A 14,540-nucleotide genomic window follows, 5' to 3' on the forward strand; every position below is an offset into this window, starting at 1 on the left:
CTTATGGCACCCGCCCGGTCAGCCGAGCGCGTCCCGCAGCGCCGGCAGCAGCGTCTTCTCCGCCCAGTCGATGTACGGCACCTGTGTGTCGCCGCCGATCTGCACCAGGGCGATCTCGGTGAAACCCGCCTCGGCATACGGGCGCACGGCCTCGACGAAGGCGTCCGGGTCGTCGCCGCACGGGATCGAGTCGGCGACGTCGTCCGGGGTGACGAACTGGGTCGCCGCCTCGAAGGAGTCCGGGTGGGGCAGCTCCGCGTTGACCTTCCAGCCGCCGGCGAACCAGCGGAACTGGGAGTGCGCGCGCTTGATCGCGGTGTCCCGGTCGGGGTCGAAACAGACCGGCAGTTGACCCACGCGCGGTTTGCCCGCGCCGCCGTGCCGGTCGAACGCCGCCAGCAGCTCGGCCTTGGGCTCCGTGGCGATCACCAGGTCGCCGAGCTTGCCCGCGAGCTCGCACGACTGGTCCCCGGAGACGGCGATGCCGATGGGCGGCGGCTGGTCCGGAAGGTCCCACAGCCGGGCCCACTCCACGTCGAAGTGCGGGCCGCGACGGTTCACATGTCCGCCCTCGAACAGCGCCCGGATGATCTCCACCGCCTCCTGAAGCATCTCGTGCCGCACGTCCACGGCCGGCCAACCACCGCCCACGACATGCTCGTTGAGGTTCTCGCCCGAGCCGAGCCCCAGCCGGAACCGGCCCTCCGACAGCAGCTGCAGCGTGGCCGCCTTCTGCGCGACCACGGCCGGGTGGTAGCGGAACGTCGGACACGTCACATAGGTCATCAGCGGAATCCGCGAGGTGGCCTGGGCGGCGGCGCCCAGCACACTCCACGCGTACGGCGAGTGACCCTGCGAACGCAGCCACGGAAAGTAGTGGTCCGAGGTCACGGAGAAGTCGAAGCCCGCCTCCTCGGCGCGGACCAAGTGTTCCACCAGCTCACGGGGGCCGGCCTGCTCGGTCATCATCGTGTATCCGATCTGCACCATGAGGGCCGAGTCCCCGGACACGGGTGGTGAAAACGGTACGCGGGGGACGGGAAGCCGCAGGGCCGATCAGAACGGCCCCTCGCTCCCGGCTGCGAAAGCCCCTCGGCAACCGCCCGGGGATCGGGAGAGGATGCCCGTATGTCTGTCCGTCCGCTGCCCTCCAGCGCCCCCGCCGCCCAGGGCGTCGACGCCTTTGGTGTCCTCGCCTTCCTCGACGCCCTCGACGCCGCACCCGACATCGAGCCGCACAGCCTGATGATCCTGCGGCACGACCGCCTCGTCGCGTCCGGCTGGTGGGCGCCGTACACCCCCGAGCGCCCTCATCTCCTGTACTCGATCAGCAAGAGCTTCACCGCGACCGCCGCGGGGATCGCCGCCGGCGAGGGGCTGATACGGCTCGACGACCCGGTGATCTCGTACTTCCCCGAGTTCGACGCCGACATCACCGATCCGCGCAGCCGCGCGATGCTCGTACGGCATGTGGCGTCCATGGCGAGCGGTCACGAGGGCGACACCTTCTTCGAGGCGCACGGCCGCGACCGCGAGGACCTCGTCCGCGGCTTCCTCCTGATCCCGCCGCCCCGCGATCCGGGGACCGTCTTCGCGTACAACCAGTCCGCCACCTTCACCCTGTCCGCGATCGTCCAGCGGGCCTGCGGCCAGTCGCTGACCGACTATCTGCGGCCGCGTCTGCTGGACCCGCTCGGCATCGGCGAGATCGCGTGGCTGAGCGACCGCGGGGGCCGGGAGCTCGGCTTCAGCGGGCTGCACGCCACCACCGACGCGCTCGCCCGGCTCGGCCTGCTGTACCTGCGGGGCGGGGTGTGGGAGGGCGAGCGGCTGCTGCCCGAGTGGTGGGTGGCCGAGGCCACGCGCACCCAGGTTCCGAACGCCGGTGTCATGGGCGGGGAGGACTGGCAGCGGGGGTACGGCTTCAAGTTCTGGATGTCCCGGCACGGTTATCGCGGTGACGGCGCGTACGGGCAGTTCTGCGTGGTGCTGCCCGAGCAGGACGCCGTGATCGCGACGACCGCGGACACCTTGAACATGCAGGGCCTGCTGAACCTGGTCTGGGAGCATCTGGTGCCCGCGTTCCGGCCGGCACCCCGCACCGGCGCCGAGGCGGCGGACGCGGCCCTGGCGGAGCGGCTGGCGGGCCTCGCGCTGCCGCCCGCCACCGGCGATCCCGCACCACCCGAGGGCGCCGAGGCATGGTCCGCCGCCGCGTTCACCCCGGACGGCGGCGCCTGCGGGCACCTGCCCAAGCTGACCGCGATCGACCTCGCACGCGACACGGACGGCTGGGCCGTCACGCTCACCGAGGACGGTCACCCGCTGCGGCTGCCGTTCGGGGACACCGGCTGGACCGTCAACGAGGGCCCCGTGCCCACCGCGGTGAGCGGCGGCTGGACCGACGCCGACACCCTCGTCGTGGACATCGCCTTCCTGGAGACCCCGCACCACCTGGACGTGACCTGCTCGCTCAAGGACCGTTCGTTCACGGCGCGTTGGCGCACGGAGCCGCTGCACAGCCTGCCGCTGCGGGCGATGTGCGCACCGCGCGCGTCGGTGTGATCAGTCCTTCGAGACCTTGAAGGTCCGCAGCACGACGTCGAGGGCCTCGCGGTTGTCGGGGTCGTCCCAGTCGGCCTCCGGGGTCGTCCAGCGCAGGGAGTAGCCGCGGTGGTCCTCGATGAGGAAGCCGCGGCCGAAGGTACGGACCTGGGTGCCGTCCTTCTCGGAGAGCCACTGCATGTCGGCGGCCTTGTACCCCTGGTACGTGGTCGCCTCGATGTCGCCGATCCGCTCGAACCCGGCCTGCTCCTCCAGCAGGGGCTGGACGTCGTCGCGCCAGACGGCCACGGGGTCCGGACCGAGAGCCTCGCTGTAGGTGACCGCCAGCTTGCGCGGATCGTCGTCGGCGCCGAAGGTCACCCGGTACGCCACGTCCCCGGCCCGCTTGGTGCGCACCGCGGTCCAGCCGTCGGGCAGGGCGACGGAGAATCCGTCCGGTGACGTGTACGTCGTGTATCCGGGAGGCAGATCCGCCGTGCCCGAGGGCGAGGCGGTGGGCCTCTCCGGCTCTGTCGCCTCCTGAGTGGGGGACGCGCTCGGCGTAGGCGTAGGCGTAGGCGTAGGTGTCGGGGACGGCCCGGTCTGCGCTCCCGCGGAGGTGGACGGGGCGGGCGTGGTGTCCGCCGCCGAGGGACTCGAGTCGTCGGGCCGTTGGGTGGTCACCACGAGGACCGCGGCCGCGACCGTGACGAGTGCCAGCGCGGTGCCGACGACCATGGCACGTCTGCTCCAGCCGGGCGCCACGACACGTCGGCCCCGCAGCCTTGGCGCCGCCTGGAGCGGGGTTTCGGGGACCTCGTTCAGGACGCGGACGAACGCGTCCCGGACCGCGGGCCGGCTCAGCCGCTCCCGGGAGTCCTTGCGCAGCAGCCCCTGCACGGCCTGGGTGAGCGGCCCGGACCGCACCGGGGCACGCAGCGGAAGCCGGTCCACGCCCTTCAACGTGGCTTCGGGCCGGTCACGTTCACGGTACGGCGGGCGCCCCTCGACCATCGTGTAGAGGATCGCGCCGAGCGCCCACAGGTCGGACGCCGGGCCGATGCGTTCGTCACGGGCCTGTTCCGGTGAGGCGTACGACGGTGCGGCGACCCTCGGTGCGAGGGTCGCGCCGGCCAGCCCGAAGCCGGTGACCACGACCGGGCCCTCGTCACGCACGAACACCTGGCCCGGGCTCAGCTCGCCGTGCGTGATGCCCGCGACATGCGCGGCCTCCAGCACGTCGAGCAGTTCGAGGCTGATGCGGGCGGCCCGCACATGGTTGAACGGGCCCTGCTGGGCGAGGAGTTCGCCGAGCGGGATGCCGTCGATCCACTCGGTGACGGTCCACAGGCTCCCGGCCTCCTCGATCGCGTCCACGACCGTGGCGACCGAGTCCGGGCGCAGCAGTCCGATCCGCTCGGAGGTGCGCAGGATGCGCGAGGTGGCCCGACGCCCTTCGTCGGGGCTCGGGTCGTCGGGAAGCCCGATCTGGGTGAGGAGGCACGCACGCCCGGTCTCCGTGTCCTCGCCGTAGTAGCTGACGCGATTCGTCTCGCGATGGACGACATCGACGAGCCGATACCTTCCGGCGACCAACTCGGCTGTGGAGACGCGCGCCTTGACCATGGCCATCCCTCGTTGAACCCCTGGCTCTCATTTCTCACAGGAAGTACGAGAGGCGTCACGGGAAGCGTTCAACGAAATCCCCAACCAAAGGGCGTTTCTTTTCATTTGCTCCTGACGCACGAGTAACCTGGCGAAAAGTTGAGGGAATTGAGCCGAAACATTTCAGCTGAGTCCGAAATCAGCCGCCCACCGCAGCACGTCCCGGGTCGTCGCGTTGCCGCCGCACACGACAAAACCGAGCCGGGCGCCGTCCCCGACCCGCGCCAGGACGTGCCGGGCCGCGGGCAGCAGACAGCCGGCGGCCGGCTCGGTCCACACCTTGGCGTGCTCGGCGAGATCGAGCACGCCGCGCACCGCCTCCCGGTCCGGTACCACGAGCACCTCGTCGACCAGGGCGGACACATGGTCGTAGGTCAGCCCGGACACGGCCGGCGCGCTCAGCGTGGACACGATCGACGACAGTGGAACCGGCACCGGCCCGCCCGCCGCCAGCGCCTCGGACATGGCCTGCGCGCCCTCGGTCTCCACACCCCAGATCCGCACGTCCGGACGTCGGGCCCGCAGGGCGATGGCGACGCCCGCGATGAGCCCGCCGCCCCCGACGCTGACGATCACGTCGGTGAGTTCACCGGCGTCGTCGGCGAGTTCCAGGCCGACGGCGCCCTGGCCGGCGATCACCAGGGGGTCGTCGAAGGGGTGGACGAGCGTCAGTCCCTCGTCCCGCAGCCGGGTGACGAGCGAGAACGCCCCGTCCATGTCGTCGGTCAGCCGCACGGACGCCCCGGCGTCCCGGGCGATCTCGACGGCGCGGACCGGCGCCGAACGCGGCATCACCACGGTGGCCTTCACATCGAGGGCGGCGGCCGTCATCGCGAGGGCGATGCCGTGGTTGCCCCCGCTGACCGCGACCACCCCCGCCGCACGCTGGGCGTCGCTCAGTGACAGCAGCTTGGCCGTCGCGCCGCGGGCCTTGAACGAGCCGGTGCGCTGGAGGAGTTCGAGCTTCGCCGTCACCGGCACACCGAGCAGCGCCGACAGACCGGGGCTGGGCACGGTCGGCGTGTGTACGACATGGCCGGCGATGAGGTCGGCCGCGGCCTCGACGTCCGAGATCCCGATCATGGCAGTCACCTCTCCGGCGTGGGGGCGGGGTCCGCGCCGTCTGGCACCCTGACTCGGGAGGGGGCCGCGGTCAACTCGGTTTCACCGAGGGCGCCAAGATGACACCACGATCACTCGCCAGCCTGTGAACTGTGCTTTCACAGATCACGCCGGACCAGGAAGTCAAGCAGCGACCGCAGCTCCCCGACGGGCTCCGCCTCCAACGGCACATGGGCCAGAGCGGCCTCCACAGCGGTCACATGACGCCGTGCCTCCGCGAGCCCGGCCGAGCGCCCGCCCGCCTCCTCGACCAGCGCGGCCACCTCACCGGGATCCGCGGCAGCCGACTCCAGCAGCCCGGAGAGGCGACCCCCGGCGGGCGAGTCGAGCGCCGCCAGCACCGGGAACGTCTTCTTGCGCTCGCGCAGATCGCCGTACACCGGCTTGCCGGTGACCTCGGGATCGCCCCAGATCCCCAGCAGATCGTCCACCACCTGGAAGGCGACGCCCAGATGCCGACCGGCACGGTCGAGGGCGGTGACGGCCGCGGGCGGCGCGCCGCCGAGCAGGGCGCCCAGCGCGGCGGCGCAGCCCAGCAGGGCGCCCGTCTTGTGCTCGGCCATCGCCCGGTACTCGTCCGGCCGTACGCGCTCCGGCCCCGTCCAGGGACGTGTCGTGAACAGCAGGTCGTCGGCCTGCCCGCGCACCAGATCCTGCAAGGCCACGGACAGCAGCCGTACCGCCCGCGATCCCTCCGGTGCCGTCGCGAGCGTCTCGACGGCCAGCGCGAACAGCGCGTCACCCGCGAGGACGGCCGGCCCGGTGCCGTACGCCCTCCACACCGTGGGGCGGCCGCGCCGGGAGGTGTCGCCGTCCATGATGTCGTCGTGCAGCAGGGAGAAGGCGTGCACCAGCTCCACCGCGACCGCCGCGGGCACCGCGACCCGCCCGGGCGCACCGGCCGCCTCGGCACCGAGCACGGCCAAGGCCTGCCGGATGCCCTTCCCGCCGGAGGCGACGGCCGGTGTGCCGCCCACCTCGCACCAGCCGAAGGAGTAGGCGGCCATCTCACCGACCCACGGATGCGTCCGCCCCACGGCCTCCCGCAGCGCGGGCCGCACCAGAGCGCGGCAGCGGTCGAGGACGTGGCGGGCGTCGGCGGGCGCCTGTACTGCGGAGGGAGACGTCGTCACCGTGCGGCCACCGCCCCGGCACCCGCCACGGCCCGCTCGCCGGCACCTTCCGCGACATCGTCCGCGACCCCCTCCACGGCGCCGAACTCCTCCTGCGCCCGCGCCACCATCTCCCGGGCGTGCCGCAGCCCGATCCGCTCCAGCACCCCCGCCAGCTCGGCCAGTTCAGCGAGGGTCTCGGCGCGGTCGCGGCCCAGCCGAGCCCGTGCCTTGACCAGCCCCAACCGGGACAGCGCCTCCCCGCGCGGCTCGCTCATGGCGCGGAACTCCGCGAGCGCCTGCTCGTAAAGGCCCCGGGCCTCGGCGTGACGACCGGCCCGGTACAGGACGTTGCCGCGCATCTTGTGGTTGTAGGCCAGCGCGCTGGACAGCTTCATCGCGCGGCAGCCGGCCTCCGCCTCGGACAGCAGCTCCAGCGCCCGCTCCGTGTCGCCGTCGCGTACGGACACGATGTCGGCGAGCCCGCGCAGCGCCCAGGCGTGGCCGCGCCGGTCCTCGGCGCGCGCGGCGATCTCGGCCGCCTCCTCGAACAGGTCGTACGCCGTGTCGTACGAGCCGGTGTTGCGATGGATCTGGGCGATGCCCTCCAGTGCCCACACGGTGTGCCGTGCCTCGCCGCGCCGCCGGGCCTCGGCCAGCAGCTGTTCGTGCAGCCGGTGGACGGCCTCGTAGTCGCCCTGGATGCGGCCGGTCTCGGCAAGACCGGCGAGCGAGTAGCCGCGTACGACGATGTCGCCGCCGCGCTCACCGAGGTCCGCCGCGAGCTGAAGCAGCCGCCTGGCCAGCGGGAACGCACCGCGTTGCCGGGCCAGTGTGCCCCCGCTCCACAGCGCCCAGGCCATCGCCGCGCTGTCACCGGCCGCCCGGGCGGCGCGGTAGCTCGCCTTCCACGCCCGCTCCGCGTCCCCGACCTGGCCGAGGCGACGGTGCGCCTCGGCGACCGCCAGCCCCGAACGCGCCGCCTCGCCGTGCTGTCCGGCCCGCTCGGCCGCTCTCAGCTGCTCGGTGCCGGCGGCCAGGACGTCCGTCAGCGAGGAGTTCACGGACAGCTTGGTCAGGGAGCCCTGGTACTCCGGGGCGAATGCCTTGCCGTACATCGATGCCTCTCGATCGATATACACGCCGTCTCTACCCTGTGTGTATAGATGATGCGTATACGTCACGGGTATACATGGCATGTATAGAGTGTTGAAAACCGGCCCTGGCCGGAAAGGGCGGCCAGGGCTTCACCTGTTGTCGATCAAGACGTCGGTCGGGCGGACGGGGTTGCTCGTGAGGCGCAGATCACCTCACGGGTCGGCATCAGTGCTGCTGGGCCTTCTGGGGCGTCGCCTCGCTGGGCCGTACGACGACATACCCCTGGCCCTCCAGCATCAGCTGAACGGCCTCGCCGGAACCGCCGCGCAGCATTGAGCCGAGGGACTGCGAACGGTGCAGCGAGGTGTTCAGGCCGGCGGTCCAGCCGACCACCGCGTCCGTGTCGACGTACACCGGATACTGCGGCGAGACCGGGATGACGAGGGGGTTGCCCTCACACACCAGCCCCAGCTTGCCGTGGCCCGAGAAGACGCTGTTGAACAGGCCGCCGCCGGTGATGCCGGCGCCTTTCACCGTCGCTATCCGGTACGACAGCGAGGCGTCGAAACACAGGACGTTGCGGCCGTTGACCGTGAACTCGTCGCCGGGGTCGACGTCGACGACGAAGCAGTTCTGCGCCTCGTGCGCGAACCATGCCTCGCCCTGGCCGCGCACCGCCATCAGCGGCAGCCCCTCACCGGTCACGGCCCGCTTGAGCATGCCGCCCACGCCCTGGCCCTTGCGCTCGAACTGCAGGTTGCCGCGGTAGGCGACCATCGCGCCCTGACGGGCGTGCATCTCGCCGTTCACCGCGTACTTGATGCATTTGGCGTTCTCGATCGTCATGCCCGGCGCTGTGGCGGGCTGGACCATGTGCTCGCTGGAAAAGAGGTCACCCTTCATGGGGGCATCCTGTCCCGGACTGCTCCCTTCCGCCTAGATCGCGGCGTGTCGCCGTCCATGGGCGGTCAGCCGCCGAAGAGTTGGGTCCAGTAGGTGCCCGCCGGGCCGCCGCCCGCGAAGCCGATCCCTATGTGGGTGAAGTCGCGCTTGAGGATGTTGGCGCGATGGCCCGGGCTGTTCATCCAGCCCTCCACGACCTCACCGGGGGAGCGCTGGCCGCACGCGATGTTCTCACCGATCGTGCGCATCCGGGAGCCCGCGGCGGCCGCCCGGTCCCAGGGCTGGGTGCCCTCGGGCGAGGTGTGGGAGTAGAAGGAGCGGGCCGCCATGTCGGTGCTGTAGGCCTGTGCGGCGGTGGTCAGCGCGGGGTCGACGGACAGGGGATGCAGCCCGGCCCGGGCCCGCTCACGGTTGGTCAGGTCGACGACCTCGGTCGCGGTGCGCGGCAGGTCGCCCGGCGCGAGCGGTCTGGCCCACAGCGCCGTCCAGTACGTGTCGCCCGAGCGGCCGCCGCAGACGTACGCGACGGCGGCGTGGGTGAAGGCCGGGTCGTGCAGGGTGCGGCGGGGCTGTTCGGTGCGCAGGCAGTAGGCGATGAACTCGGCGGGAGTGCGCGGGCCGGAGACCAGGTGCTCGCCGACAGTGAGGTACGCGTACCCGGCGCCGGTGACGCGCTGGTACACGGAGAGGCCGTCAGGGCCCTCCACGCCGAGCCGGCCTGCCGCGGCCATGGCGGAGGCGTGGGCCTGCGCGGCGGAGGCGAGGCGGGCGTCGAGCGCGACAGGCGGTGAACCGGCGGCGGTACGGGCGGAGTTGGCCAGGTCGAGGAAGCCGTCGCGGTCGGGGAACGGGGCGTGCGGGGCGGTGATGGCGGACAGGGTGTGCATCGTGGGCCGTGCGGTGGGCATCGGCGGGGCGCCGGGCACGGGGGCGGCCGTGAGAGCGGAGGAGCCAGCGGGTGGGGGAGGGGCGGGTGTCTGGCCGGCCGGAGTCGGCGTCGCGTCCTCGACGACGTCCACTCCGAAGTCGCGCGCGAGGCCCGCCAGCCCGTCCGCGTATCCCTGCCCGAGGGCCCGCAGCTTCCAGCCGCCACCACGCCGGTAGAGCTCCGCGAGCAGCAGCACCGTCTCCTGCCGTGGGCGCGGCGGGGCGAACCGGGCGAGCGGGCGGCCGCCGGAGTCGGTGACCTGGAGCGCGGGGGCGGGCAGCCGGCCCAGGGGAGTGCCGGGGTCGGCTGGGCTGACGACCACCGTGACCCGCGTCGCACCCGAGCGCAGGCGCGGCGGGTCGACGGTCAGCGCGTCGCCGTGCAGCCGGGCGCCCGGCGCGGACGGTTGGTTGTAGAACACGAAGTCGGCGTCGCCCCGGACCTTGCCGCTGTCGTCGGTGATGAGCGCGGACACGTCGAAGGGGCCGGGCACCCGGACGGTCACGCTGCCGCCCGGAAGGGGCAGATTGCCCCCGGGAACCAACTCGCTCATCGGGCCGTCCTGGTCGGTGGTTCGAGATCCGGTGGGGATGTCCGCACAACGCGCACCGGATCTCGAGGGTTCCCGGCCGAGGCGCGCCCTCAGTCCTCGTCAGGGTCCAGCGGGTTTCCCGGTGCGATGTCCTCGTGCCGCTCGACGGGCGTGGTGGCCCGTCCCGACTTCTTCGCCTGCTTGCCGCAGAACGCCGACTCCAGCGTGGTCAGCATCGTGTTGTGCAGCGCGCCGTTGTTGGAGGCGTTGGCGAGCGCGGCCAGGCTGCGCTTGCCGTCCTTCGACGCGAACGCGTACGTGTAGTAGCCCTGGACGGCGCCCGTGTGGCCGTACACGGACACCCCGCACGACAGGTCCCGGCGCCGCAGGCCGAGCCCGTACGCCTGTGTGCTGCCCGCCGGCACCCACCGCTGCATCTGGGCCAGCTGCGCCTTGGACGTCAGCCGGCCGCCGAGCAGCGCCGACAGGAACGTGTTGAGGTCCCGTGTGCTGGAGATGACGGCACCCGCGCTCTGCGCCCAGGACACCGTCTGCTCGGTGGCGTCGACGAGTGCGGCACCCGCCGCGTCCGGAGTGAGATAGCCGCGGGTGTGCCGGCCGGGGATCTTCTTGCCGGGGTGCACATAGAACGTGTCGGTCAGCTTCAGCGGCTCGATGATCCGGTTCTGGTACTCGGTCCGCACCGAGTGCCCGGTCAGCTTCTCGATGAGCATGCCGGCGACGACGAAGTTGGTGTTGGAGTAGGAGTACGCGCCGCCGGGCCCGGTGGTCCGGGGCTTGCTCAGGGAACGGTTCACCAGCTGCCGGTAGCTGAAGACCTTGCCGCGGACCGCCTCGAAGCCGGGAACCGTCCGCGCGAACATGTCGTTGGTGTAGTCGTACAGGCCGCTGCGGTGGCTGAGGACATGCCGCACCGTGATGCGGTCGTCGGGTAGCAGCCCCGGCAGATAGCGGTTGACCGGGGCGTCGAGCTTCAGCTTCTTCTCGTCGGCCAGTTGCAGCAGGACGACGGCCGAGAAGACCTTGGTGACACTGCCGATGCGGAACCGGTCGGCGTTGCTGATGGCGCGCCGCGTCTTGCGATCGGCCACACCGACGGCCGCCCAGTGCACCGAGTCGTGGTCGTCGAGGCGGGCGATGGCGCCGGGCGCGCCCTGCCGCCGCGCCGTGCGCAGGACGTTCCACACGCCGGTGACGTCCGGGGCGGGCAGGGCACCCGCTTTGGCGCCGACCTTGGCCTCGACCGTGGTGGCGCCGGGTTTCCCGGCCCCGGACACGGCGTGTGCGGGCACCGCCAGGAGCGACACCAGGGCCGTCGCCATCGCCGTACCCCTGACCACCGTTGCTGAGACCATCCGGCTTCCTCCCGTTCCTGTCGACGTGTCGCCCATACGAGAACGATCACCTTCGTGCGGGGCAACCTTCTCGCATCCCGTCACATCGCCACAGACGACGCACAGTTGGACAGACATTGATCACCGAGTAGGAGTCCTCGATCGCCGACCGGAGCGGTCGTGAACGAATTCCGCTTCTTTTATTGACGGCGGAAAATAAGTGCCTTAGGTTCCGGGCATGTCCTCGACCCGCCGCGCCGAGACCTTCCCGGCGAACACGCCGGCCGCCTCGCAGATCTTCACCACGGTCCTGTCCCACGGGCCGCTGACCCGACTCGAGGTGGCCCGGCGGGCGGGACTGTCCCCGGCCGCCGTCACCAAGGCGGTACGCCCCCTGATCGAGGCCGGCTATCTGGTGGAGGACGCGGACGAACCGGCCCGCCCGGCCCTCGGCCGCCCCGCCAACCCGGTGCGGGTCGACGGGGGACGGGCGCTGTTCATCGGCGTCAAGGTGACCGGCGACGAGATCATCGGCGTGCTCACCGACCTGTGCTGCCGCATCCGTGTCGCCCGGCACGCCCCGCTCCCGGACCGGGAGCCGAAGGAGGTACTGGCCTCGGTCGCCGAGCTCACCAGCGGACTCCTCACCAAGGCAGCCGACTCGGGCGTACCGGTCCTCGGCCTCGGCATCGCCGTCTCCGGCGACGTGGACCGCGGCGCCGGCGTCGTCCGCTACTCACCCTTCCTGGAGTGGCGGGACGTGCCCCTCGCCGAACTCGCCGCCGCGACCACCGGGTTGCCGGTCACCGTCGACAACGACGTACGGGCACTCACCGTCGCCGAGCAGTGGTTCGGCGCCGGCGTGGGACTGTCCGACTTCGCCGTGGTGACGGTCGGCGCCGGCATCGGCTGCGGGCTCGTGGTGCACGGCCGGGTGGTCGCCGGGGCGCAGGGCGTGGCCGGGGAGATCGGCCATGTGACCGTCGCCCCGGCCGGCCCGCCCTGCCACTGCGGCAACCGGGGCTGCGTGGAGGCCATCGCGGGGGACGCCGCGATCGTCCGCCGGATCCGGGAGACCACGGGCGTCGACGTCGCCGACACCGCCGCCGCCGTGGAACTGGCCCACCAGGGCGACACCGCTGCCCGCGAGGCCTACGCGCGCGCGGGCGAGGCCATCGGCCGGGGTATCGCCACCGTGGCCAACCTGCTCGGCCCCGAGCGGGTGATCATCTCCGGCGAGGGCCTCGCCGCCTACGACCTGTTCGCGGATCAGATCCGCGACACGTTCACCGCGGCCGCGTTCGGCTCCGCCGCCGAGTGCGACGTACAGATCCGCCCGCTGCCCTTCGAGGAGTGGGCGCGCGGGGCCGCGGCCACCGCGATCCAGTCCTTCATCAGAGCCGACCAGCAGCGGTAGAGCCGCTGAAACACACCCTGGAGGTACGACCCATGCGGTCATCCTCGTACTCCGCCCTGCCCGCACGCAGCCTGAGAGCCGTGGTGGTCCTGGCCCTCGCCGCCGGTGTCACCGCCGCCGTCCCCACCGCCCGGGCCGAGACCAACACGCCCCCGGCCACCACCTCGGTGGCCGCCAAGCCCTACATGGGCTGGACGAGTTGGACCATGCAGTCGTCGAAGTACCCGGGCCTCAACCCGAAGGGCGACTACAGCTACCTCTCCGAGGCGAACGTCCTCAAGCAGACCGACGCCATGGCCGCCAAGCTGAAGAAGTACGGCTACGAGTACGTCAACATCGACGCCGGCTGGTGGATGGACTGGTCCTGGAAGCCGCGGTTCGACCAGTACGGCCGGCAGCAGGCCGACCCCGAGCGCTTCCCCAGCGGCATGAAAGCCGTCGCCGACCGCATACACGCCAAGGGCCTCAAGGCCGGCATCTACCTCCCGGTCGGCCTGGAGAAGGGGGCGTACGGCGACGGGAAGACGCCGGTCTGGAACGCCGAAGGCTGCACGACCGCCGACATCGTCCACGACGACCTGCGCACCACCAACGGCTGGGACAGCGCATACAAGATCGACTTCTCCGACCCCTGCGCGCAGAAGTACATCGACTCCCAGGCACAGCTCTTCGCCGACTGGGGCTACGACTTCCTCAAGCTCGACGGCGTCGGCCCCGGCTCGTTCAAGAGCGGCGACAACTACAACAACGTCGCCGACGTCGCCGCCTGGCAGCAGGCCATCAAGACCGCCGGCCGCCCGATCCACCTGGAGCTGTCCTGGTCCCTGGACTACGGGCACGTCGAGGACTGGAAGAAGTACTCCAACGGCTGGCGCATCGACACCGACGTCGAGTGCTACTGCAACACCCTGGTCAGCTGGGAGAACTCGGTCGACGACCGCTGGGACGACGCCCCCGCCTGGACCGGCCACGCGGGCCCCGGCGGCTGGAACGACCTCGACTCCCTCAACGTCGGCAACGGTGAGATGGACGGCCTCACCAGGGCCGAGCGGCAGAGTTACGCCACCCTCTGGGCGATAGCCAAGTCACCTCTCTTCACCGGCGACGACCTCACCAGGCTCGACTCCTACGGCCTGAAGCTGCTGACCGACCGCGAGGTCATCGCGATCAACCAGAGCGGCGCCCCGCCCGCCGAGCCCGTCACCGCCTCCGACCCGCAGCAGGTGTGGGCCGCGAAGAACCCGAACGGCACCTACACCGTCGCCCTGTTCAACCTCTCCGACGCACCGGCCGCCGTGACCGCGAACTGGTCCACCCTCGGCTTCAAGGGAAGGGCCTCGGTGCGCGACGTGTGGAACAAGGAGAACCTCGGCAGCCACACCGACAGGATCACCGAGGCCCTCCCCGCGCACGGCTCCCGCCTGTTCACCGTCACCCCGCGCGGCACGGACCTGGCCTGGACCGCCCACGAGGCCGAGGCGGGCACCCTGAGCGGCAACGCCTCCGTCGCCGACTGCGCCGCCTGCTCCGACGGCCGCAAGGTCGGCAACCTCTACACCGGCGGCAAGGTCACCGTCCATGACGTCGTGGTGCCCAAGGCCGGCACTTACCAGATCAAGGTCGCCTACGTCAGCGGTGACTCCCGGTCGATCCTGGTGTCCGCGGGCGAAGGCGGCGCCACCTCGCACAAGTTCGCGTCCACGGGCGACTGGGCCACGGTGAACAGCGTCCATGTGCCGGTCAGGTTGAAGGCCGGGGCCAACACGATCACCTTCGACAGCGGCAGCGGCTACGCGCCCGACATCGACCGGATCGACGTACCGAAGTCGTCCTGAACACACCCACGGCGCCCGCCCACGACCGC

The 14,540-nt window shown here is 71.6% G+C and carries 11 protein-coding genes; 3 read left to right on the forward strand and 8 right to left on the reverse strand.

The window, feature by feature from the left end:
* Positions 1–18 precede the first annotated feature (18 nt).
* Positions 19–990: an LLM class F420-dependent oxidoreductase gene (locus tag ACZ4UU_RS31420; RefSeq protein WP_471906768.1), complete on the reverse strand. Its 972-nt coding sequence runs from the start codon at positions 988–990 to the stop codon at positions 19–21.
* A 138-nt stretch (positions 991–1,128) separates the two neighbouring features.
* Between ACZ4UU_RS31420 and ACZ4UU_RS31425 the strand changes: the two genes are divergently transcribed.
* Complete coding sequence (locus ACZ4UU_RS31425) at positions 1,129–2,565, forward strand: serine hydrolase domain-containing protein (RefSeq protein ID WP_471906769.1); 1,437 nt, start codon at positions 1,129–1,131, stop codon at positions 2,563–2,565.
* Here the strand turns inward: ACZ4UU_RS31425 and ACZ4UU_RS31430 are convergent, their stop codons facing one another.
* From ACZ4UU_RS31430 to ACZ4UU_RS31460, 7 genes are all read right to left on the reverse strand, one after another.
* Complete coding sequence (locus ACZ4UU_RS31430) at positions 2,566–4,176, reverse strand: serine/threonine protein kinase (RefSeq protein ID WP_471906770.1); 1,611 nt, start codon at positions 4,174–4,176, stop codon at positions 2,566–2,568. It abuts the gene before it with no gap.
* Between the two features lie 156 nt (positions 4,177–4,332).
* On the reverse strand, positions 4,333–5,292 hold the full coding sequence (locus tag ACZ4UU_RS31435) for a threonine/serine dehydratase (RefSeq protein ID WP_471906771.1): 960 nt from the start codon (positions 5,290–5,292) through the stop codon (positions 4,333–4,335).
* Positions 5,293–5,429: 137 nt separating this feature from the next.
* Positions 5,430–6,464 carry a polyprenyl synthetase family protein gene (locus tag ACZ4UU_RS31440; protein ID WP_471906772.1) on the reverse strand — a complete coding sequence of 345 codons (1,035 nt, stop codon included), beginning with the start codon at positions 6,462–6,464 and terminating at the stop codon, positions 5,430–5,432.
* Positions 6,461–7,561: a tetratricopeptide repeat protein gene (locus ACZ4UU_RS31445; protein WP_471906824.1), complete on the reverse strand. Its 1,101-nt coding sequence runs from the start codon at positions 7,559–7,561 to the stop codon at positions 6,461–6,463. Before ACZ4UU_RS31445 ends, ACZ4UU_RS31440 begins: the two co-directional genes overlap by 4 nt.
* A gap of 205 nt (positions 7,562–7,766) precedes the next feature.
* On the reverse strand, positions 7,767–8,444 hold the full coding sequence (locus tag ACZ4UU_RS31450; RefSeq protein ID WP_471906773.1) for an AIM24 family protein: 678 nt from the start codon (positions 8,442–8,444) through the stop codon (positions 7,767–7,769).
* Positions 8,445–8,509: 65 nt separating this feature from the next.
* Positions 8,510–9,925, reverse strand: a complete 1,416-nt coding sequence (locus ACZ4UU_RS31455) for a CAP domain-containing protein (protein WP_471906774.1) — start codon at positions 9,923–9,925, stop codon at positions 8,510–8,512.
* Positions 9,926–10,014: 89 nt separating this feature from the next.
* Positions 10,015–11,280: a serine hydrolase domain-containing protein gene (locus ACZ4UU_RS31460; RefSeq protein WP_471906775.1), complete on the reverse strand. Its 1,266-nt coding sequence runs from the start codon at positions 11,278–11,280 to the stop codon at positions 10,015–10,017.
* A gap of 217 nt (positions 11,281–11,497) precedes the next feature.
* On the opposite strand from ACZ4UU_RS31460, the gene ACZ4UU_RS31465 reads away from it, so the two are divergent.
* Together ACZ4UU_RS31465 and ACZ4UU_RS31470 are read left to right on the forward strand one after the other, a co-directional pair.
* On the forward strand, positions 11,498–12,676 hold the full coding sequence (locus ACZ4UU_RS31465; RefSeq protein ID WP_471906776.1) for an ROK family transcriptional regulator: 1,179 nt from the start codon (positions 11,498–11,500) through the stop codon (positions 12,674–12,676).
* A gap of 32 nt (positions 12,677–12,708) precedes the next feature.
* The gene (locus tag ACZ4UU_RS31470; protein ID WP_471906777.1) at positions 12,709–14,511 is read left to right on the forward strand and encodes an alpha-galactosidase D; all 1,803 of its coding nucleotides are present in this window, start codon (positions 12,709–12,711) and stop codon (positions 14,509–14,511) included.
* Positions 14,512–14,540 lie beyond the last annotated feature (29 nt).

It is taken from the genome of Streptomyces sp. NPDC028907, assembly GCF_055564995.1.

Bases quoted from the DNA above. Each gene is read 5' to 3' on its own strand.
- ACZ4UU_RS31420 (WP_471906768.1), bottom strand. From the start codon at position 990: ATGGTGCAGATCGGATACACGATGATGACCGAGCAGGCCGGCCCCCGT.
- ACZ4UU_RS31460 (WP_471906775.1), bottom strand. From the start codon at position 11,280: ATGGTCTCAGCAACGGTGGTCAGGGGTACGGCGATGGCGACGGCCCTG.
- ACZ4UU_RS31450 (WP_471906773.1), bottom strand. From the start codon at position 8,444: ATGAAGGGTGACCTCTTTTCCAGCGAGCACATGGTCCAGCCCGCCACA.
- ACZ4UU_RS31445 (WP_471906824.1), bottom strand. From the start codon at position 7,561: ATGTACGGCAAGGCATTCGCCCCGGAGTACCAGGGCTCCCTGACCAAG.
- ACZ4UU_RS31425 (WP_471906769.1), top strand. From the start codon at position 1,129: ATGTCTGTCCGTCCGCTGCCCTCCAGCGCCCCCGCCGCCCAGGGCGTC.
- ACZ4UU_RS31455 (WP_471906774.1), bottom strand. From the start codon at position 9,925: ATGAGCGAGTTGGTTCCCGGGGGCAATCTGCCCCTTCCGGGCGGCAGC.
- ACZ4UU_RS31435 (WP_471906771.1), bottom strand. From the start codon at position 5,292: ATGATCGGGATCTCGGACGTCGAGGCCGCGGCCGACCTCATCGCCGGC.
- ACZ4UU_RS31430 (WP_471906770.1), bottom strand. From the start codon at position 4,176: ATGGCCATGGTCAAGGCGCGCGTCTCCACAGCCGAGTTGGTCGCCGGA.
- ACZ4UU_RS31465 (WP_471906776.1), top strand. From the start codon at position 11,498: ATGTCCTCGACCCGCCGCGCCGAGACCTTCCCGGCGAACACGCCGGCC.
- ACZ4UU_RS31470 (WP_471906777.1), top strand. From the start codon at position 12,709: ATGCGGTCATCCTCGTACTCCGCCCTGCCCGCACGCAGCCTGAGAGCC.